The organism is Pseudomonas sp. LLC-1, from assembly GCF_002992185.1.
Taxonomy (GTDB): Bacteria; Pseudomonadota; Gammaproteobacteria; order Pseudomonadales; family Pseudomonadaceae; genus Aquipseudomonas; species Aquipseudomonas monteilii.
The window spans coordinates 19,014-39,263 of the sequence record NZ_LUVY01000029.1 but is presented as its reverse complement, the minus strand read 5'-3'; the positions used below and the strand labels follow the sequence as shown (position 1 = coordinate 39,263).

At 62.7% G+C, this 20,250-nt stretch carries 16 protein-coding genes; 12 read left to right on the top strand and 4 right to left on the bottom strand.

The window, feature by feature from the left end:
* Positions 1–5 precede the first annotated feature (5 nt).
* The 3 genes from A0O30_RS27170 to A0O30_RS27160 form a co-directional block, all read right to left on the bottom strand.
* Positions 6–635 (bottom strand): riboflavin synthase subunit alpha, encoded by a 630-nt coding sequence (locus tag A0O30_RS27170; protein WP_105948782.1) that lies wholly within the window; start codon positions 633–635, stop codon positions 6–8.
* Between the two features lie 83 nt (positions 636–718).
* Positions 719–2,785, bottom strand: a complete 2,067-nt coding sequence (treS, locus tag A0O30_RS27165; RefSeq protein WP_105948781.1) for a maltose alpha-D-glucosyltransferase — start codon at positions 2,783–2,785, stop codon at positions 719–721.
* 167 nt (positions 2,786–2,952) lie between these two features.
* Positions 2,953–3,897 (bottom strand): LysR substrate-binding domain-containing protein, encoded by a 945-nt coding sequence (locus A0O30_RS27160; RefSeq protein WP_105948780.1) that lies wholly within the window; start codon positions 3,895–3,897, stop codon positions 2,953–2,955.
* A 142-nt stretch (positions 3,898–4,039) separates the two neighbouring features.
* On the opposite strand from A0O30_RS27160, the gene gtdA reads away from it, so the two are divergent.
* The 5 genes from gtdA to A0O30_RS27135 all read left to right on the top strand — a co-directional run bounded on the left by gtdA (position 4,040) and on the right by A0O30_RS27135 (position 9,127).
* Complete coding sequence (gene gtdA, locus A0O30_RS27155; protein ID WP_105948779.1) at positions 4,040–5,095, top strand: gentisate 1,2-dioxygenase; 1,056 nt, start codon at positions 4,040–4,042, stop codon at positions 5,093–5,095.
* 17 nt (positions 5,096–5,112) lie between these two features.
* Complete coding sequence (locus tag A0O30_RS27150) at positions 5,113–5,811, top strand: fumarylacetoacetate hydrolase family protein (protein ID WP_105948778.1); 699 nt, start codon at positions 5,113–5,115, stop codon at positions 5,809–5,811.
* Positions 5,812–5,891: 80 nt separating this feature from the next.
* Positions 5,892–7,244 carry an aromatic acid/H+ symport family MFS transporter gene (locus A0O30_RS27145; RefSeq protein WP_105948777.1) on the top strand — a complete coding sequence of 451 codons (1,353 nt, stop codon included), beginning with the start codon at positions 5,892–5,894 and terminating at the stop codon, positions 7,242–7,244.
* Between the two features lie 18 nt (positions 7,245–7,262).
* Positions 7,263–7,904 carry a maleylacetoacetate isomerase gene (gene maiA, locus A0O30_RS27140; protein ID WP_105948776.1) on the top strand — a complete coding sequence of 214 codons (642 nt, stop codon included), beginning with the start codon at positions 7,263–7,265 and terminating at the stop codon, positions 7,902–7,904.
* A complete protein-coding gene (locus A0O30_RS27135) occupies positions 7,841–9,127 on the top strand; it encodes a 3-hydroxybenzoate 6-monooxygenase (protein WP_146256333.1) in 1,287 nt (428 codons plus the stop codon). Before maiA ends, A0O30_RS27135 begins: the two co-directional genes overlap by 64 nt.
* Before the next feature lie 124 nt (positions 9,128–9,251).
* Here the strand turns inward: A0O30_RS27135 and A0O30_RS27125 are convergent, their stop codons facing one another.
* Positions 9,252–10,169, bottom strand: coding sequence for a LysR family transcriptional regulator (locus tag A0O30_RS27125; RefSeq protein WP_016714094.1), 918 nt, complete (start codon positions 10,167–10,169; stop codon positions 9,252–9,254).
* A gap of 120 nt (positions 10,170–10,289) precedes the next feature.
* On the opposite strand from A0O30_RS27125, the gene A0O30_RS27120 reads away from it, so the two are divergent.
* From A0O30_RS27120 to A0O30_RS27090, 7 genes are all read left to right on the top strand, one after another.
* Entirely contained in the window at positions 10,290–11,048 is a 759-nt protein-coding gene (locus tag A0O30_RS27120; RefSeq protein WP_105948773.1) for a 5-oxoprolinase subunit PxpA, read from the top strand.
* An 89-nt stretch (positions 11,049–11,137) separates the two neighbouring features.
* Positions 11,138–12,025: an allophanate hydrolase subunit 1 gene (locus tag A0O30_RS27115; protein ID WP_105948772.1), complete on the top strand. Its 888-nt coding sequence runs from the start codon at positions 11,138–11,140 to the stop codon at positions 12,023–12,025.
* A complete protein-coding gene (locus tag A0O30_RS27110; RefSeq protein WP_105948771.1) occupies positions 12,022–12,999 on the top strand; it encodes a biotin-dependent carboxyltransferase family protein in 978 nt (325 codons plus the stop codon). Before A0O30_RS27115 ends, A0O30_RS27110 begins: the two co-directional genes overlap by 4 nt.
* Positions 13,000–13,113: 114 nt before the next feature.
* Positions 13,114–13,995, top strand: a complete 882-nt coding sequence (icmH, locus tag A0O30_RS27105) for a type IVB secretion system protein IcmH/DotU (protein WP_105948770.1) — start codon at positions 13,114–13,116, stop codon at positions 13,993–13,995.
* Between the two features lie 13 nt (positions 13,996–14,008).
* A complete protein-coding gene (locus tag A0O30_RS27100; RefSeq protein WP_105948769.1) occupies positions 14,009–16,087 on the top strand; it encodes a type VI secretion system Vgr family protein in 2,079 nt (692 codons plus the stop codon).
* The gene (locus A0O30_RS27095; protein ID WP_105948768.1) at positions 16,084–17,007 is read left to right on the top strand and encodes a hypothetical protein; all 924 of its coding nucleotides are present in this window, start codon (positions 16,084–16,086) and stop codon (positions 17,005–17,007) included. The genes A0O30_RS27100 and A0O30_RS27095 overlap by 4 nt, the downstream gene beginning before the upstream one ends.
* Positions 17,004–20,222, top strand: a complete 3,219-nt coding sequence (locus A0O30_RS27090; RefSeq protein ID WP_105948767.1) for a T6SS effector BTH_I2691 family protein — start codon at positions 17,004–17,006, stop codon at positions 20,220–20,222. Before A0O30_RS27095 ends, A0O30_RS27090 begins: the two co-directional genes overlap by 4 nt.
* Positions 20,223–20,250: the final 28 nt, after the last annotated feature.

The following is a 20,250-nucleotide window of genomic DNA, read 5'->3' as shown; positions in this document are numbered from 1 at the left end:
AGGCCTCAGGGCAGCAGTTTTTCGCGGGCCAGGGTGCCTTTGATGGTGCGCTCCACCACGTCGACCAGCACCATGGTCTGGTGATCGACCTCGATATTTAGCAGCTCGCCGGCCTTGTAGCGGGCGAAGGTGGTCTGGCGCAGGGTTTCCGGGATCAGGTTGATGGTGATGACATTGTCGTCGACATCGGCAACGGTCAGGCTGCAGCCGTTGACCCCGATGAAGCCGCGCGGGAACACGTACTTGCCCCATTCCGGCGGCATGCGAAACGTGATGAATGCACCGGTTTCCTTGATGGACAGCTCGACGATTTCCGCAGTGGTGGCGATGTGGCCGGCCATCAGGTGGCCGCCGATTTCGGCATTCATTTTTGCCGAGCGTTCGATGTTGACGCCTTGGCCGGCCTTGAAATTGCGCAGGTTGGTGCGTTCCAGGGTGGCGTTCATGGCGTCGAACCTGACCTGCGTACCGTGAATTTCGGTGACCGACAGGCAAGTGCCCTCGACACTGACGCTGGCGCCGATCTTCAGTTCGTCGAGCAGTTCGGGGGGGAGGTCGATGGTGAACTGGTTGTGGCCCGGGTAGGAGGTCACATCAAGCAGAGGGCGGACGGCCTGGACGATGCCGGTGTACATGGAGTTGCTCCTGGGCACAAAAAGAAATCACCCGAACGCTATGCCTCTGGCGCTGCAAAATCAAGGTCGGCCTCTGCGCAGGTTTACAAATGCCCGCTGCTGTTGACGATCCGCAGGCACAGCGCCTCGTACGGGTCCAGGTTCACCATGAGGCGCCCGTCCTCGGTCAGGTCGCCTTCAACCGTCTCGTTGATCATGTCCACCACCGGCCCCGGCGTGAACCCGGTCAGTTGCAGTTCCTCCGCAATCACGTCCTGGCCAAAGTTCAACGCGCTGATCTGGATACCGCGCCCGGCCGGCAGTTCGTGCACCATCACCAGTAACCCCGGGCTGCTGACTTCAGGCACCAGCACCTGGCGGCTGGTGGCGATGCCATAGGCCTGGCGTACGGCCAACAGCTTCTTCACCTTGCAGGCAAACGAGTCGCTGTTTTCCAGCTGGCTGTCCAGGCTTCCATACAGGGCGCGTGCACGGGGCATGCCGCGCACCGATTGCTCGGCCTGCGTGTCCAGCCCAGCCAGGTCGTAACCGCCCCGGTGAATCCAGCGGGTGTCGCCATCGAGCATGCGCTCGGCCACCGCGTCGGCAGGCAAGGGCAGGGCACCGACCAGGTCCCAGCCGGACAACGCGACCACCCCCGGCTGCATGGCGTTGTACATGACCAGCAGCAGGTGCACTTTCTGGATCTGTTCGATGTCTGCCGCGCCGATCTGCTCCAGGTCGCGCAGGCCCAGTGCTGCGGCAATCAGGCTGGCCGTGGTGCAGGCGATGCCGTTGGTGACGAAGCGCAGGTTGTACGGCGCGTGCTCGCCCGATAGCCGTTCGTAAATCTCTTCACGGATGTGTTCGCGCAGGATGCTGCCGGGCAGCGTCTGGCCCTTGTACAGGTACATGTCGTGGGCGTGCAGGGTCCAGAAGTGCACCAGCTCTACGGTCAGCTCGTCGTGGTTCTGCAGGGCATGGATCAGCGAAGCCGGGTCGATGCCGAAGGTGTGCATTTCCTTGAGCATCAGGCGCAGGAATGCGGTGTCGCCGGTCAGCAGTGCATGCTGGTAGGCCGGCCGGGTAATGAAATCGTAGGACAGGTCGGCGCCGCCCTTGGACATCTGTGCGATGTCGTCCAGGGTGAGGTTAAGCTCCTGGAAGCTGAAGCCGCCGGCTTTGCGGATCATGCCGCCGATCAGCTGATTGCCGACAATCGACAGTGGGTGGCTTTCCGACCAGGCGGTGTCGTTGGCCCGTGTTTCCACGCCGAGAAATCCGTTGGCGTCCAGGCGCAGGCCTCGGGCGCCCAGGCAGTCCAGGGCGTGCAGGGCATCGCCAATGATCATTTGCTGGGCGGCGAAGGTCGGGTCCAGCCAGTTCAGAGACGGTTGGCCTTCCTTGAAATAGTGCAGGTATACCCAGCGTCGCGTCTTGCCGTCGACACCGGTAACCGGCGCTGTAGCGCTCCAGTCGGTTTCCTTCACACCTGGCTCGAAGAAGATGACACGTTGCAGTTGGCCGACGATGTAATGGCGGGCCCTGAGCTCGTCGCACTGGGCGGGCAGCAGGTTGACCGCGTCACGGCCGGCGGGCACCTCCGGCAATAGCGGCCAGTCTTCCTCGCGGATTTCGACCATGTGGTACAGCCCCGGGTACGGCCCGTGTGCCAGCTCTGCCAGGCGGAAGTCGGCACCCTTGCCGGTGTGTGAGGGGATCAGGTCGTCGATGGTCACGGCGTTGTGCGCCGCGGCCATGCGGCTCATCTGGATCAGTTCCTGTTCGCTGCCGTACAGCGGGTCGATGTCGAAGCTGATGCGGTCGAAGTTGCCGTCCACGCTGGGGGTGAGTTCGCGACCGCGAATCCCGCCTGACAACTTGATCGGGCCGGTGTGCAGGCCCTGGATGCCGATATCCGACAAGCGCTTCCACAGCGCTTCGTGGGCCAGGGCGCCGAGCACCGAGCAGCCTGGCGGGGCGATGATGGCGTCGGGGTACACCGTCAGCCAGACTGAGGCGATCTCGGTGGCGCGGCGGGGCTGGGCTTCGGCGTACGGCTGCTGCCACAACCGGGACTGGCCTGAATACAGCCTGGCGCGCGCTTGGGAGGCCTTGAGCATGGCGCGGTCTTCGAGCCATTTGACGTATGACGGGTCGGGCTGGGTCATTTCGCGTCCTCTTTGCGTGTCGGCACCGGCTCAGGTTATGACGGCATAGGTGGCTGATCGTTCGGCTCGAGATCGGTTTTGCCTTCATCGCCGGCAAGCCAGCTCCCACAGGTACTGCACAGGTCTGAATGCATGTGAAATACCTGTGGGAGCTGGCTTGCCGGCGATTAGGCCTTAACAGGCGCAGATGCTGGCCGAATAGGCACCCGGGCCGCCTCCCGCAGGCTTTCCAGCAAGTCCAGCACCGCGCCTTCGATATGCGGCTCATCACGCCAGCACATGCCAATCGACCCTTCCGCCTCCAGCTCGAAATCCAGCCGCTGCAGCAACCCGCGCCCATGGAAATGCTCGGCGACCCGCCCCGAAGCCACCGACAGCATGTCGCTGTTCTGCATCAACCACAGGTTGGCCATCAGCGATGACGACTCGATACGGCACGGCAGCGGTTTGCGCCCGGCGTTGCTCAGGGCGGTATCCAGGCGATTGCGAATCGGCGTGGCCGGTGGCCACAGCAGCCAGTCGTACTGGTACAGGTCGTCCCAGCTCAGGCCCGTGCGTGTGGCCAATGGATGGTCGGGGCGGGCGACCACCTGCATCGGTTCACGGAACAGCATTTCGCTGTGCAGCGCCTGGCTCGGCTGGTAATTGTCGACGCGCCCGACCACCACGTCCAGCTGGCCCAGCTGAAGGCGCTCCAGCAGCACGTTCATGGTGCTTTCCTGCAGTGATACCTGCGCTTTCGGGTGCTTTTCCAGGAAGTAGAGGATGGCATCCGGCACCAGGCTCGGCGCCGAAGCGGGCGAGGTGCCGATGGCCACGTTGGGCGTATTGCCTTCGCGCAGGGCATCGAGGTTGCTCTGCGCCCGCTCCATTTCGCTGAGGATGCGCCGCGCATGGTTGACCAGCAACGTGCCCTCTGCGGTCGGCCTCAGGCCGCGGGCATGGCGCTCGAACAGGAGCGCGCCGGCGTCTTCCTCCAGCTCCTTGAGGAACTTCGACAGGCCGGGCTGGGTGGTATAGGCCTGCCGGGCGGTGTCGCTGAGGTTGCCGGTTTCGGCCAAGGTCACCAGCAGTTGCAAGTGGCGCGGGCGCAGGCGGCGGGTCCAGTGCATGGCGTATCTCTCATCATCTTTTTTATATGGCTGCATATGAAAATATCATTTTTTTTGTATGTGGCGCGGGCGTTTAATCGGACCCACAACGGGGGCGCTGCCACGGCCATCCGCCCCTCCACAGCCCACCACAGGTGACGCGATGCATAACAACGACAACATCGACACGGCCCGCGCCGGCTTCTATCAACGCATCGACAGCCAGGCGTTGTTCCCGCTGTGGGAGCAACTGCACAACCTGGTACCGCCACAGCCCACCACAGCGTGCGTTGCCGCGCTTTGGCGCTTCAGCGAAGTGCGCCCGTATCTGATGGAAGCTGGCCAGCTGATCAGCGCCGAAGAAGCCGTGCGCCGGGTACTGGTGCTGGAAAACCCGGGTATTCGCGGCCAGGCCTCGATCACTCCCAGCCTGTACGCCGGCCTGCAATTGATCCTGCCGGGCGAAATTGCCCCCAGCCACCGCCACAGCCAATCGGCGCTGCGCTTCGTGGTCGAAGGCAAGGGCGCCTATACGGCCGTGGACGGTGAGCGCACGACCATGCACCCGGGCGATTTCATCATCACCCCGTCCTGGACCTGGCACGACCATGGCAACCCGAGCGAAGCCGAGGGCGGTGAACCGGTGATCTGGCTGGACGGCCTCGACATCCCCACGGTGCGTTTCTATGGCGCGGGCTTTGCCGAGAACTACCCCGAAGCGGTGCAGCCCGTCAGCCGGCCCGAGGGCAACAGCCTGGCCCGTTATGGCGCCAACATGCTGCCGCTGCGCCATGAGGTACAGGGCACCACCTCGCCGATTTTCAGTTACCCCTATGCGCGCACCCGCGAAGCCTTGGCCACGCTTGAACGCCAAGGCGAAGTGGATGCCTGCGACGGCGTGAAGCTGCGCTACGTCAACCCGGCCACCGGGGGCTGGGCCATGCCCACCATTGGCACCTGCATGCAACTGCTGCCGCGCGGTTTTGTCGGCAAGACTGCCCGTTGCACCGACGCCACCGTGTACTCGGTAGTCGAGGGCCGTGGCCGAGCGGTCATCGGCGGGCAGACCTTCCACTTTGAGCCCAAGGACACCTTCGTGGTGCCGAGCTGGGTGCCGTTGAGCCTGCAGGCCGACGACGAGTGTGTGCTGTTCAGCTATTCCGACCGGCCGGTGCAGGAAGCCCTAGGGCTGCTGCGCGAAGCCCGCGAACACCATTGATCCAAGGAACCCCTGCCATGACTTACCTGTTCGAACCTGCCGCCACCCCCAGCCTGCCGATTGCCGGCAGCGACCAGCGCTTCCCGGTACGCCGTGTGTACTGCGTCGGCCGCAACTACGCTGCGCACGCCCGGGAAATGGGCTTCGACCCCGACCGCGAGCCGCCGTTCTTCTTCTGCAAGCCTGCTGACGCCGTAGTGCCGGTGGCCGAGGGCCAGACCCTGAAGCTGCCGTACCCGGCAGAAACCAGCAACTACCACTATGAAATCGAGCTGGTTGCGGCCATCGGCAAAGGCGGGCGCGACATTCCGCTGGAGCAGGCCAACCAGCATGTGTTCGGTTACGCCGTTGGCCTGGACATGACCCGCCGCGACCTGCAGATGAAGATGCGCGAGATGGGCCGCCCGTGGGAGATCGGTAAAGCGTTCGATGCCTCCGCGCCAATTGCACCGTTGCACCCTGCAAGCCAGGTCGGCCACCCGGCGCAGGCCGGCATCTGGCTGCAGGTAGAGGGCGCGGACCGTCAGCGCAGCGACATTGACAAGCTGATCTGGTCGGTGCCGGAAACCATCGCCTACCTGTCGCGTTTCTTCGAACTGCAGCCCGGCGACCTGATCATGACCGGCACCCCCGAGGGCGTTGGCCCGGTGGTGGCGGGTGAGTTGATGGTGGGCGGGGTCGACGGTCTGGGCGAGCTCCACGTCCGCGTCGTCTGACTGCCCTGGGCCGGCGCCGTCGGCCCTTCCTCCCGGTTTACACGTGGCCTGCGCCAGGCGCCGGCCCGGAGGTTTCGCTCATGTCTTCCACTGACAAAAACAACACCGTGGATGTACAAGCCTTTATCGACAGCCAACCGGTTGCCACCTTCCAGTGGCGCATCCTGTTGCTGTGTTTTCTGGTGACCGCCATCGATGGCCTGGACACGGCGGCGATCGGTTTCATTGCCCCGGCATTGCGCGAGCACTGGCAGATCGGCGCCGCCGACCTTGGCCCGGTGCTGGGCGCTGCGTTGGTCGGTTTGATGCTCGGCGCGTTCATGGCCGGGCCACTGGCCGACCGCTTCGGCCGCAAGCGCGTGCTGTTGCTGTCGGTGGCCTGCTTCGGTGCCTTCAGCCTGGCCGCTGCGTTTGCCCAGGACCTGCACAGCCTGGCGGTGCTGCGCCTGCTCACCGGCCTGGGCCTTGGCGGGGCAATGCCCAACGCCATCACCCTGACCTCCGAGTACTGCCCGCAGCGGCGTCGTTCGCTGATGGTGACCGGCATGTTTTGCGGTTTCACCTTGGGCTCGGCCTTGGGCGGGGTGGTCGCTGGGCAGCTTCTGCCGATGTTCGGCTGGCGCAGCGTGCTGGCCCTGGGTGGGGTGCTGCCGCTGGCGTTGCTGCCAATCCTGGTACTGGCCTTGCCCGAGTCAGTGCGCTTTCTGGTGCGGCGTAACCCGGGCGATGCCAAGGCACTGGCTATCGTGCAGCGCATGGGTGCTTTGCCGGCGGGTTGCCAGGGCTTGCGCCTGGACGACGTGGCGGAAGGGCATTCGCCGGTCCGGCAGATTCTTGCCACACCGTTACGTCGCGGCACCCTGGCGCTTTGGCTGGCGTTCTTCATGAGCCTGCTGATCATCTACGGCATGACCAACTGGCTGCCACTGCTGGTGCGCGACACGGGCCTTAGCCTGAGCCAGGCAGCGCTGGTCAGCGCGCTGTTCCAGATCGGCGGCACGCTTGGCGCGCTGTGCCTGGGCGCAGCCATGGACCGTTTCGACCCACACAACGTGCTGGTGCTAGCCCTGCTTGGCGGCGCGGCGTGCCTGTTCGCCATCGGCCAATGCCACGGCGACTACGCAATGCTGGGCCTGAGCGTTGCCGGCATGGGCTTTTGCATCAGCGGCTCGCAGGTGGGCGCCAATGCCCTGGCGGCCGCGTTTTACCCCACCGCCAGCCGCGCCACGGGGGTGAGTTGGGCGCATGGGGTAGGGCGTATCGGTTCGGTGTGCGGCACCTTCGGCGGCGCGCTGTTGGTGGATGCCGGGTTGTCCTTCGAGGTGCTGTTCGGCGTGCTCATGCTGCCGGCTGTGCTGGCCGCTGCGGCGATCTTCTTCAAGGGCGCGCAGCCTGCCACCGCACTGCGCGCCAATACCCACGTCACGCTCTGATCGAGCAGGAATACTGCCATGCAGCTCTACAGTTTTTTCAACAGTTCCACGTCGTATCGGGTGCGCATCGCCCTTGCCCTCAAAGGCCTGGAGGTGGACTACCACGGTGTCAACCTGCGTGCCGGTGAACAACGCCAGGCGCAGCACCGTGAGCTCAGCCCGATTGGCGGCGTACCGGTGCTGGTCGGCAATGACGGCGTCAGCCTGACCCAATCGCTGGCCATTATTGACTACCTCGACGCGCTGTACCCCCAGGCGCCGTTGCTACCAAAGCAGCCGCTGCTCCGCGCACGGGTGCTGGAAGTCGCACAGTTGATCGCCTGCGATATCCACCCGCTGAACAACGTGCGCGTGCTGGGTTACCTGCAACGCGTGCTGGAAGTGGGGCCTGAGGAAAAAGACCGTTGGTACGCCCACTGGGTGGCCGAAGGCCTGGCTGCGCTCGAAGCCTTGCTGCAACGTCATGGCGATGGGCCGTATTGCTTTGGCGAGCACTCCACCCTGGCGGATTGCTGCCTGGTGCCGCAGGTGGCCAACGCCGAGCGCATGGGCTGTGACCTGCACGCCTACCCACGGGTGATGGCGGTGTACGAGCACTGCCAGGCACAACCCGCCTTCCAGCGCGCTGCCCCGGGTCGCCAACCCGATTTCATCCAATAAGAACCGCAGCCTGTACGGAGACCCTAACCATGACTGCCCAACAACAAAAAATCATCATCGTCGGCGGTGGCATTGGTGGCCTCGCGGCTGCCCAGGCCCTGACCGCACAAGGTATCCAGGTGCTGCTGCTGGAGCAGGCCGACCACATTGGCGAAATTGGCGCCGGCATTCAGCTTGGGCCCAATGCCTATGCCGCGCTGGATGCCCTGGGCGTGGGCGATGCAGCGCGCAATCGCTCGGTGTTTACCGATCACCTGATCATGATGGACGCCATCGATGCCCATGAAGTAGGGCGCATCGAAGTAGGCGAGCGCTTCCGCCAGCGCTTCGGCAACCCGTATGGCGTGATCCATCGCGCCGACATTCACTTGTCGATTCTCGAAGCGGTGCGGCAGAACCCGCTGATCCGTTTCCAGACTTCGACCCATATCGCCGGAATGGAAATGCACGACCACGGCGTGACCCTGACCGACAGCAAAGGCAACCGCTACCAGGCCGATGCGGTGATTGGCTGCGACGGCGTCAAGTCAGTGATTCGCGAGCGCATGGTCGGCGACCCGGCGCGGGTCACCGGGCATGTGGTGTACCGGGCCGTGGTGGACGTGCAGAACATGCCCGAAGACCTGCGCGTCAACGCACCGATGCTGTGGGCCGGCCCACGCTGCCATCTGGTGCATTACCCGTTGCGCGGCGGCCAGCAGTACAACCTGGTGGTGACCTTCCACAGCCGTAACGAGGAACAGTGGGGCGTGACCGACGGCAGCAAGGAAGAGGTGCTGTCGTACTTCGAGGGCATTCACGAGCGCCCCCGGCAGATGCTCGACCGGCCAACCTCGTGGCGCCGCTGGGCCACGGCCGACCGTGACCCGGTAGAGCAGTGGGGCGAAGGGCGGGCCACCTTGCTGGGCGATGCCGCCCACCCGATGACCCAGTACCTGGCGCAGGGGGCATGCATGGCGCTGGAAGACGCGGTGGTGCTGGGGCAGGCGGTGAAGGCCTGCGAGCATGACCTGCAGGCAGCGTTCCGCTTGTATGAGTCGATCCGTATTCCGCGTACCGCGCGGGTATTGTGGTCTGCGCGGGAAATGGGGCGGCTTTATCATGCCAAGGGTGTCGAGCGGCTGGTGCGTAACCAGTTGTGGGAAGGGCGTTCGCAGGATCAGTTTTATGATGCGGTGCAGTGGTTGTATGGCTGGAACATCGATACCTGCCTGAAACGCTGAGGCAATACCGGCCTCTTCGCGGGCACGCCCGCTCCCACAATGTCTCCTGCACTGGCCACGAATCCAGCAGGTGCTCTGTGGGAGCGGGCGTGCCCGCGAAGAGGCCGAGCCTGCAAACACATAATCAACGCCGCGCCGACAACTGCTGCGGCGCCAGAAACGCATCATGAAAGTAGTTACGCACGGCCTGCATCGCCGGGCTGAACGCCCGCTCCCGGTGCCAGGCCAACCCCACGCTCATCGGCGTAACCGGGTCGCTGATGGTCACTGTCTCGATGCGTTTGCCCTCCAGCGACCAAGGCCGATGTACCAGGTCTGACAGGATCGCCACGCCACTGCCATTGGCAACCATGCTGCGCACGGCTTCCACCGAACTGGTCCGCACCCGCACGCTTGGCCGTTGCCCGGCGTGTTCCCAGTAGCGCATGGCGCTTTGCTCGGCTTCGTCCACGGTCAGCAGAATGAACGGCTCACAGGCCACGTCGGCCAGGCTCACCGACGAGCGCTCGCACAGCGGATGGTGACCGGGCAGCCATAGCCGGCGCTCGGAGTTGAACAGCGTCTCCGAAACGATATCGGGGTGGGTGAGGTTGGCGGTGAGCACTACCGCCATGTCGAAACGCCCCTCCAGCAAGCCTTGCTCGATGGCGCTGCGCTCTTGCTCGTACAGCTCCAGGGTCACGTCCGGGTGCCAGTGTTCCAGGCGCTGCAGGTGGTGGGGCAGGAAGTAGCCGATCACGGTGTAGCTTGCCGCCAGGCGCAGCAGGCCGCTTGCACGCACGTTCGGCAGCGGGCTGTTCAACGCGTCATCGACACTGCGCAGAATCACATAGGCGCGGTTCAAAAAGTGCCGGCCAGCCTCGGTCAGGTTCATGCCCTGAGCCGAGCGCTGGAACAGCAGCACGCCGAGCATGGCTTCCAGTTCCTTGATGGCCGTGGTTACCGCCGACTGGGAGATATTCAGGTGGATCGCTGCCTGGGAAATCTGGCCGATCTCGGCGGTTGCGACAAAATAGCGGACCTGGCGCAGGGTCAGTGACACGGTTGGCTCCTGTGGTATCTGATTTTCCGAAGACACCCTATCTGTTTATAGATCTTCCCAAGGGGGTGTGGAGAATCTAACGTGGCTTGCATGCAGTCACAAGCGCCAGGAGAGACAGTCATGCAGGTGGTGGATTTCAACTCGGACATGGGTGAGGGGTTTGGCCCGTGGACCATTGGCGATGGCGTCGACAACGAGCTGATGGGCCATATCAGCACGGCGAACATCGCCACGGGCTTCCATGCCGGCGACCCCGGTACCATGCGCCGCACCGTAGAGCGGGCCAAGGCGTTGGGCGTTGCGGTGGGCGCCCACCCGGGTTTCCGAGACCTGGTGGGTTTTGGCCGCCGGCATATCAACGCCCCGGCCCAGGAGCTGGTCGACGACATGCTTTACCAACTGGGTGCACTGCGAGAAATTGCCCGTGCACAAGGTGTGCGCCTGCAGCACATCAAGCCGCACGGTGCGCTGTACATGCACCTGGCGCGTGACGAGGAAGCCGCGCGCCTGTTGGTGGAAAACCTGCGGGTGATCGAGCCGGAGCTGTTGCTGTACTGCATGCCGGGCTCGGTGATCTGCCGTATTGCCCAGGAACTTGGCCAACCGGTGGTCCGCGAGTTCTACGCCGACCGCGAGTACGACCTGAGCGGCTCTATCGTCTTTACCCGCAATGTGCGTGGCTACGACCCCACGGCTGTTGCAGAGCGGGTACTGCGTGCTTGCCAGCAAGGCGTGGTACGTACGGTCGAAGGCCAGGACCTGGCCATCGCGTTCGACTCCATCTGCCTGCACAGCGATACCCCCGGCGCGCTCGACCTGGTAGAAGCCACGCGCAAGGCGCTGGACGCAGCCGGTATCGTGGTGCGTGCGCCACGTTGAGCCCATGAGGCATCCGGCAGGCACAAGCCGGAGCCCGTATAGGTTGTTTTCGCCTGCCTTTCTATAAAGATTCCAAAAAAGGAACAGTCATGGCCGAATCGCTTGCTACAACCCCGATCCGCTACAGCTTCGGCGCCGACGAGCACCTGTTTGCCGAAGTCAGCGACAGCATGTCGCTGGAAGCCTTCTTCAAGGGCATGGCCGTCACCCGCGCCGTAGAGCGCCTGGCCCTGGAGGGCGTGCTGGACGTGTGCCTGGCCAACGCCTCGTTCCAGATCCGCTTCGACCCGGACCGTATCGCCCCCGATGCACTGCTTGAAGCCGTGCGCGGTGCCGAAGCGCAGGCCGTGGCCGAGCGTTCGTTGCAGACGCGAATCATCGAGATCCCGGTGCTGTACAACGACCCCTGGACCCACGAAACCCTGATGCGCTTTCGTGACCGTCATCAAGACCCGACCAGCACCGACCTGGAGTACGCGGCACGTATCAACGGCCTGTCCGATGTCGAGGCATTCATCGCCGCGCACAGCGGCGCGCCATGGTTCGTGTCGATGGTCGGCTTCGTTGCCGGCCTGCCCTTCATGTTCCAGATGGTCGAGCGCGAACGGCAGTTGCAGGTGCCCAAGTACCTGCGCCCGCGTACCGACACGCCCAAGCTCACCCTGGGCCATGGCGGCTGTTTCGGCTGTATCTACTCGGTGCGCGGAGCAGGGGGTTACCAGATGTTCGGCGTTACCCCGGCACCGATCTACGACCCGCAGCAGACCTTGAACTACCTGAAGGCACACATGGTGTTCTTCCGTCCGGGTGACATCGTGCAATTCAAACCCATCGACCGCCGTGCCTATGACCAGGCCGTGGCGGATGTTGAAGAAGGCCGCTTCGACCTGCGCATTCGCCCTGTGGAGTTTTCCCTGGACGCCTTCCTCGCCGACCCGGTCGGCTACCCCAAATCGCTGCAGGAGGTATTGGCATGATCAAGGTCCTCAAACCGGGCTTGGCGACGTCTGTGCAGGACCTGGGCCGCGAAGGCTACTACCACTTGGGTATCCCGCCGTCAGGCGCCCTCGACCAGTACGCCCTGAGTGCGGCCAACCACCTGGTGGGCAACCCGGCCGGCGCTGCAGGCCTGGAGTGCGCGCTGGTGGGGCCGGAGCTGGAGTTCCAGCAGGACACACTGGTGGCCGTGTGCGGTGCGCAGATGCCAGCGCTGCTCGATGGTCGCGAGCAGCGCCCGGACACGGCGTTTGCCGTACGTGCCGGGCAGGTGTTGCGTTTCGGCTTTCCCACCGCAGGCGCGCGGGCTTACCTGGCGGTGGCCGGCGGCATCGATGTGCCCGAGGTACTGGGTAGCCGTTCCACCTACGCGTTGGGAGCGTTGGGCGGCTTCCAGGGGCGCAAACTGATGGCGGGCGACCTGCTGCCGGTCGGCATGCCCAGCGGCAAGACCCGCGCGGGTGCAAGCCTGCCCATGGCCCTGCGCCAGGCCTTGGGCGGCGAAGTGGTGTTGCGTGTGGTGCCGGGGCTGTACTTTCACCGCCTCACCGAAGCTGCAGCGCAAAGCTTCTTCACCGAAGCCTGGACCGTCGGTTCCGAAGCGGACCGTATCGGCTATCGCTACAAAGGCGGCAGTGCCTTGAGCTTTCAGCCACGGGAACAACCGTTCGGTGCGGGGTCGGATCCGTCGAACATCGTCGACAGCTGCTACCCGATCGGCTCGATCCAGGTGCCGGCAGGGTTGGAGCCGATCATCCTGCACCGCGATGCCGTGTCGGGTGGCGGCTACGCCATGATCGGAACAGTGATCAGCGCCGACCTGGACCTGATCGGCCAGATGCAGCCCAACCAGCAGGCACGGTTCCTGGCGGTAAGCCTGGACCAGGCGCTGGAGGCGCGGCGTTCGTACAAGAAGAAGCTGGCTTGCCTGGCCAGGCTCTTCGGAAATGTTTAGAAACTAGACGAAGAGAAGGATCCTACAACCGTTTAGGAAGCCCCAGACTCCTTGAAGAATTGATTCCCCGATAGTGTTCCTGTCTTCAGCCTGCTGGAAGACAAGGACCACTTCATGCCCGGCCCACTCGATATTCCTCCGGTAAAACCCGAGGGCGCCTCCGATGCCCGCGATGTAACCGAAAACACCCTGCACGGGATGCTCGATGGCCCGCAGGAGACCGGCTCGCCTTACCCGGCCGACGAGGGAAGGCGAGCCGATCACCCGGATTACGAAGGCTACCCCGCGGACCCGGACTTCCAACTGCGCGGCGGCTTCGAGAACCTGATGCTCGACGCCGCCACCCCGCTGTTCGGCCTGGCCATTCGCCTGAGCACACTGGATGACCTGCCCAACATCGCCTATGTGCACAAGACCGTGCAGAACCAGGTCCGCAACATCCGCGAAGAAATCCGGCAGCACGGCTACCCCGTTGCCCAGCAGGAAGTCTACTCCTACGGCCTGTGCCTGTTCCTGGACGAGGCCGTGATGAGCCGCCCCTGGGGCAACAATTCGTGCTGGAGCCACGAACCGCTGCTCAGCATCTTCCACGACGAAACCCAGGGCGGCGAAAAAATCTTCGTGCTGCTCGAACGGGTCATGCAGTCGCCCAAGGAGTTCCAGGATGTACTGGAGTTCCTGTACTTCTGCATTTGCCTGGGCCTGCGCGGCAAGCACGCCCTCGACCCCAAGTGCGACGACATCATCAAGGCCCTGATCTCGCGCATGCACAAGGTCATCCGCGAACTGCGCGGCCCCACGCCGGAAGAGCTCTGCGACCCCTACACCAACGTCGTCGATCGCCCCTACCGCAGGCTGCGTTGGGAATGGCCCTGGTGGAGCCCGTTGGTGCTCTCGGCCATCGCCATGGTCTGCGCCTACAGCTATTACAGCTACCGCCTCGACCTGATCACCGCCGAGGTACTGGAGTCGCTTAACGCCATTTTGCAGCAGTAGCAGGGGATGCCACATGCCTAGCCAAACCGATTTGCGTTTTACCTTCCAGCCGCTGGTTGGCCGCAGCGAGTTCGAGGTCGTGTCGTTCGAGCTGGACGAGGCCATCAGCACGCCGTTCCAGTTGCAGCTGGAACTGATCAGCTTCGAAGACGATGTCGACTTCGGCCAGCTGCTCGACAAGCCGGTGCTGTTCACGATCTGGCGTGGTGAGCGCCCGCAGCGCTATGTGCACGGGCTGGTCAGCACCTTCAGCCAGGGCGAAACGGGCTTTCACCGCACCCGTTACCGTGCTCTGGTCGAACCCGTGCTGGCCCGCGCGGGGCTGCGCTCGAACTGGCGCATCTTCCAGCAGAAAACCGTGCCTCAGATTCTGCAGATGATGCTCGAGCGCCAGGGCATCACCGGCTACACGCTGAAGAGCATCGACAAACACGAGGTGCGCGAGTTCTGCGTGCAGGCCGGTGAAACCGACCTCGACTTCATCGCCCGCCTGGCTGCCGAAGAAGGCTTCGTCTACCGCTTCGAACACACGCCAAAAGGCCACACGCTGATCATCACCGACCGGTTGCTGGCGCTGGGGCAGATCAGCCTGGGCGCCATCCAGGCCGACGACGCGGACGACGGTTTCTTCGAGCCGGACGACATCGACCCCAACCAGGTGCTGTACCACGCCACCAGCGGCGGCAATCAGGCCAGGCCTTGCCTGCGCCGCCTGCGCTACAGCGAACAGGTGCGTACCGCCCGCCAGGTGCAGCGCGACTACACCTTCATCCACCCGGCGTACCGCCTGGAACAGCGTGCCCAGGGCAGCGACCTGACGCACCAGTCCACCGCCTACGAACGCTTCGACTATCCCGGTCGATACAAGCGTGAGGCGGTCGGCGTGCCCTTCACCGCCACCCGTATCACCGCCCTGCGCCATGACGCCCGTATGGCCGAGGTGGAAGGCGACGATGTGCGCCTGCAACCGGGCCTGAGCTTCACCCTGATCGAGCACCCGCGCGAAGACCTGAACCTGCATTGGCGGGTCAACCGCGTGCACCACGAAGGCGTCCAGTTCACCAGCTTGCAAGAGGAAGCCGCAGTTGCCCGGCAAGGCACACGCTACAAGCAGGAAGCCGTGCTGGTCCCCGGCAGAGCCGAATGGCGGCCGGCCCCGTTGCCCCGGCCGCGCATCGACGGCCCGCACATGGCCACGGTGGTCGGGCCGAAGGGCGAAGAAATCTATTGCGACCAATGGGGCCGGGTGAAAGTCAGCTTCCCGTGGGACCGTGAAAGCCAGAACAACGAGTTCAGCTCCTGCTGGGTACGCGTGTCGCAGGGCTGGGCCGGTGGCAGTTGGGGCTCGATGGCCATTCCGCGCATCGGCCAGGACGTGATCATCCAGTACGTCAACGGCGACCCGGACCAGCCGATGATCACCGGGCGCACCTACTGCGGTGATCAGTTACCGCCCTACGACCTGCCCGAACACAAGACACGCATGACCATCAAGAGCCAGACCCATAAAGGTGATGGTTACAACGAACTGCGTTTCGAGGACGAACTGGGCAAAGAGGAAGTGTTCATCCATGCCCAGCGGGACCAGAACAATGTGGTCGGCAATGATGAGACCACGCGTGTGGGGCGCAATCGTGTCGAGCAGGTCGGCAATGATGAGCAACTGAGCATTGGCAACAACTTCCGTCAGGAAACGGCATACAACCATACCCAGGTCATCGGGCAAAACAGCCTGTTGGATATCAAGTGTGACCTGGTCGAAAACGTGGCCAACAACCGCTCTGAGTCAACGGGTGGCAATCACCGCGTTGTCACGGGGAGCAACTGCGAGCTTGTGGTCAAAGGGGCTCAGTCGATCAGCGTCGGGCAGGGCGTGCAACAACGCACGACAGTATTTCAGTTGCTGGCCAGTGAGCGCATCGAATTGAGAAGCCCTGGCGGCAGCATCGTGCTGGATGCGCAGGGCATTACCATCAATGGCCTTGCACTCGACCTGAAAGGGCAGACCAAGGCCGTTGCGAAAGGGGATGGTGATAGCCCGTCATTTGAGCTTACGCCTGACGCCAGCAGCAAGTGTGAGGTCAAGGCATGAATGTCGAGAGCCTGATCAGCCGCATCGAAGGGCATCACGCGGCGCACCTGCATTGCCATGTATTGGTCGACCCGCTCGCGATAGCTGGCAAGAGTGACCATGCCTTGCTTGCACACCTGCGCGAAGCGTTGGGCGAGGCGGCATTGACGCGTGTGCACAGGGCCGATCTGGCCCATGCGCCCCACCTGCATCCAGTTCTGGCTTGCCTGGCTTCACCCGGAACATTGCCCAGCCGTGAGTTGCTGGCGCTGACTGCGCGTGCAGCGTACAGAGGGCTGCACCACCATCGGCGCTACCTGAGTGGCTGGCTGTTCAGTGAAGCCACCTCGGACACGGTAGCCGCCCATCTCACGGCCATTTGCCGAATACCCGATGTCAAACGGGCGTCCAGCTTCTATCCGGTGTACGAGCCGGTTCGCCTGGAGCTGCTCGCGGCGACGTTCAAGCAGGTCGAGCATGGCCCATGGTGGCCGATCAACAACTGGTTGTTCCTGAGTAGCGGTGGCAGGTTGGCGCACCTGAAAGGGCAGAGCGGGCAGCGGCATGCTTTGCCGGAGCCTGCCCAGCGTATTCAGGAGGATGTGAAGATGATCGAGCAGGTGCTCTCGGCCTGGAGGAAGTTGAGGGCAGGTCCTTCCGCAATGAATCAGCGCGAGATCCCGCCTTTCGCGGCCGTGCGCGCCTCCAACTTCATCGATGACGCACGCATGCTGGGCTTGAGCGCATCACATGACATTCAGGTGTTCGCCCTTTATCACCTTTGCCTTCACTCCCGCCTGCACACCGTACCCGCCGTACGCAGCATGATTGACGCGGCAGCCCAAGGACAACGTCCGCTCGCGTCGATGTTTGCCCAGTACTCCGATGAGCAATGGCAACGCACGGTTGACAGCCTGCCCGGATCCGAGGACCGCCGATGAATATCAATGAAGCCGTGACCCTTGCGCTGGCAGAAGCTGCGCTCCCGCACGACCAGTGTATGGCCTGCGAACGCCAAGGCCTGCCGATCCTGCCCCTGCGCCGCGCCCTGGTGCCGGATACCCGCCCGCAGTGCCTCACCACCGTGGCCGGTAGTCTGCATGTCTCGGCCAAGCTAGGCGTACGCACCTTGCGCATGGGCTACCTGTACGTGCTGCTCGACCAGCAGGTCTGGCATGCCTACGAAGTCAGCGAGCAGGGCCACCTGCGCCGTTTCAATCTCTACGAGCCGTCAGATGGCCTGCCGGCATCGCTGCCCGAGAAGTGCGTGAATGAAAACCACGACATTCCCTCGTCCTTCCTCAACATCGACACCGACCGCTATGGCAGCGCCTGGCTAGCCTTCTCCAGCGACCCTTGGCCGGTAAGTGTGCTGGATGCCTACAAGAAGGGCCAGGCGCCTGCCCATCGCTTCGAAGGGGTAGACCTGACTCAGGCGCGTCACAACCCCGAGTTGCTGGGCATCGCCATGACGCCCGACAATTTGCAGGTCGACAAGGAGGTTCTCGAATACGCGCAGTATGGGTGCTCGCCGTTCGACAGTGCGCATGGCTTCCATACCCGCTGGCTGCGCCGGTTTGCCTTGAAGGGATACCTGGTCAACGCGATGAACCGGCACAAGCTGGAGAACGGTGTGCTGGCGGTGGTGCTCGACGATACCGTGGGTTTGATTCAGGAGTTCAACCATCAGCGCTTGAACTGGGTGGTGAAGCGCCAGGTCTGGCGCGAAGACCCCATGCGAGCGTACCAGTTGCAAACCTCGCAGATCCTGCAGGTCATTCGTGCCACGCACCGGGAGTGGGCGGCGCAGAAAGTGCCGTCGCTGGAACCGATGGCGGGTCGAGGGCCGTTCGTTCCGATTGATCCGACGGTCGATCGGCAGCGGATGGTCGAGCAAGCGCTGAAGGACAGTGACGATAAACTCGAACAGCGCTACCACGAGCCGCAACGGGCGGCTTTTCAGGCCGAATACGACCAGCGAGAAACTGAGTTTCAAAGCTACATCGACAAGAACGCCCGTGCTTATGTTGCGATGTTCGACACACCCATGTTCAAGGTGGCCGAGCAGTACGACTACGACGGCGATCATCGTGAGTCTGGCGTGGCGTATGCCAAGACCATGGCGTTGTGCCTGGGCGGCGGTATCACCGAAGCCGTGGCACCCGATACGGCTCCCGCAGCCGGCACCAGCGAAATGCTCTGGTTGAAATGGCTGCAAGACCCGGATAGTCCCCCTTACCGCGCCTTGCTGATGCGCGACCGTGCGTTGTTGGCCGGGTTACTGCCCAGTTTTTCCGCCACCGACGTTATCAACTGGAACGACAGCGACAAGCTCTACGGCATGCTGAGCAAGATCATCGCCAGCGACGACGCCGGCTTGCGCATGCGCAACACACTCAAGCAGGCCATTGCCGAAACCCAAGGTGCTCTCAACGCCGCTAGCCAGCGCTTGGCGCCCAGCCTGCCGCCAGGCATTCAGAACGCTGTGCGGCACCTGAACAGCGCGACGCAGTATCTCTACAACGGCGTGCACCTGATCGAACTGGAAGTGAAGATGAAGCTGGGCGAGTACTACGCCCTGCAGAGTGCCCACTTGCGCGAATTGCAGCACAAGGCCAATGCCTCGATTGCCGAGGCCAGGGACCGCATGCATCGCAATATCGATGACTTCGACCTCCATTCAACCAAGGCCTGGAACAAGGTGCGGCCGATTATGCAGCACGGGCTAATGAGCTTGGCCGTGCTTGACCCGCGGTTTACCCACCACATGATCAGCGTGACGGTGTGGGTGGAGGGTACCGCTGAAGAAGTGCGTGGCCGGTTGCTTGAGGAAGCCACTAGGAAGGTGACCCAGGCGAGCAACAAAGCGCAGCGGACGTTGGTGGATATCTCGGTGGCGGCGGGCACGCTGGAAGCGAATGCGCGCAAGGTGTTGCAGGGGATGCAGATCACTTCGCAGCAGGCGGCGAAGTTGGTGCGGACAGGCTTTAGCGGATTGCGAGGTGTGGCGGCTAGCTGGGAGTTGCTGCTGGCGATAGGTGGGTTGTACTTGCAGCATGACAGCTTGAGCAGGAATCAGGAAAAAGCGGAAGTGGAGATTGGGCCAAAGGCGCATGAGGCCAAGCTGGCGTTGCAAGGATCATATTTGGGGATTTTGGGCGGGCAACTTGAGGTGGTTGGACTTGTATTGAGGTCAACTGCTGGCCGTATGGGGGGGACGTGGGTCAAAGGAGCCGTAGCCGCTGGAGGCACCTTAATAAGACTGGGTGCGGTAGTAAGTTCTGCTGCCGGATTTATTGAAGCTGCTCAGGCTATGTCTGCTGCTAAACGTGCCTCGGCAGCAGGAGACGGTGTAGCGATGACGTATTATTATTTATCTGCAGCGTCTTTCGGTGGTGGAGCCATTTTCTTTGCAGGAGCGGTATTGAACTCTGCTTTGCTTGGTCCATTAGGTATTGCTGTGATACTGGTGCTTTTCGCATATGCACTAAGCAAACAAGCTGAAGAAAACGAATCAAGCCCACTGGAACGTTGGGCAAGGCGATGTCACTTTGGAAAAGCAGATGAAGTGCCTGCTGTTCATTGGAGCACTCCAGAGGATGCGGACATTGCTTTTGCCGAACTTAATGCCGCTACGTTGGGCTTGCAGGCTAAGCTGCACTTTGAGTCAAGCATCTCAACTGACCCAGCCACTCCAAGGATAGGGGGATTGGTCGGGTTGGAAATAGAGCATAAACTGAAATTTCAGATAGTTTTGCCTAGGTATATGGGGCAAGACTCTGCGTATAGTTGGAGTTTAATAGTGCATCGCCATGGAGATGGGGATTTTCCAGATTTTTCAGGTGGGGAAGTCCTGGTTGGCGAAGATTGTCATGCTTCAGTTTTAAACGCCATGTCCAAATCGGTTGACTATTCTGGGTTCTCTCCGCCGCATTTGCCTGACTATAAAAACGATATTAGTTTTGATAAGAAGCAGCATGTCGTAGTGGTGGCTGATCAAGAGTCTTCTAGTCTCGAGATTTCCGGAGTTGTCGAGCTTATGCCGACGATAGGAAGTCACTCCATAGTAGCGGCGACATTGCTGGTGATGTACTGGCCAGATCGTAATATAGAAAGTGCGTACTCCGAAATATGTAACCGGGGGCAAAATGATTGAGCGTAGGTCAAGAGCTTTATGGAGGCGA

What these genes read in the sequence shown, in the direction of transcription:
- A0O30_RS27170 (WP_105948782.1), bottom strand. Translation starts at nt 635, where the DNA reads ATGTACACCGGCATCGTCCAGGCCGTCCGCCCTCTGCTTGATGTGACC.
- treS (WP_105948781.1), bottom strand. Translation starts at nt 2,785, where the DNA reads ATGACCCAGCCCGACCCGTCATACGTCAAATGGCTCGAAGACCGCGCC.
- A0O30_RS27160 (WP_105948780.1), bottom strand. Translation starts at nt 3,897, where the DNA reads ATGCACTGGACCCGCCGCCTGCGCCCGCGCCACTTGCAACTGCTGGTG.
- gtdA (WP_105948779.1), top strand. Translation starts at nt 4,040, where the DNA reads ATGCATAACAACGACAACATCGACACGGCCCGCGCCGGCTTCTATCAA.
- A0O30_RS27150 (WP_105948778.1), top strand. Translation starts at nt 5,113, where the DNA reads ATGACTTACCTGTTCGAACCTGCCGCCACCCCCAGCCTGCCGATTGCC.
- A0O30_RS27145 (WP_105948777.1), top strand. Translation starts at nt 5,892, where the DNA reads ATGTCTTCCACTGACAAAAACAACACCGTGGATGTACAAGCCTTTATC.
- maiA (WP_105948776.1), top strand. Translation starts at nt 7,263, where the DNA reads ATGCAGCTCTACAGTTTTTTCAACAGTTCCACGTCGTATCGGGTGCGC.
- A0O30_RS27120 (WP_105948773.1), top strand. Translation starts at nt 10,290, where the DNA reads ATGCAGGTGGTGGATTTCAACTCGGACATGGGTGAGGGGTTTGGCCCG.
- A0O30_RS27115 (WP_105948772.1), top strand. Translation starts at nt 11,138, where the DNA reads ATGGCCGAATCGCTTGCTACAACCCCGATCCGCTACAGCTTCGGCGCC.
- A0O30_RS27110 (WP_105948771.1), top strand. Translation starts at nt 12,022, where the DNA reads ATGATCAAGGTCCTCAAACCGGGCTTGGCGACGTCTGTGCAGGACCTG.
- icmH (WP_105948770.1), top strand. Translation starts at nt 13,114, where the DNA reads ATGCCCGGCCCACTCGATATTCCTCCGGTAAAACCCGAGGGCGCCTCC.
- A0O30_RS27100 (WP_105948769.1), top strand. Translation starts at nt 14,009, where the DNA reads ATGCCTAGCCAAACCGATTTGCGTTTTACCTTCCAGCCGCTGGTTGGC.
- A0O30_RS27095 (WP_105948768.1), top strand. Translation starts at nt 16,084, where the DNA reads ATGAATGTCGAGAGCCTGATCAGCCGCATCGAAGGGCATCACGCGGCG.
- A0O30_RS27090 (WP_105948767.1), top strand. Translation starts at nt 17,004, where the DNA reads ATGAATATCAATGAAGCCGTGACCCTTGCGCTGGCAGAAGCTGCGCTC.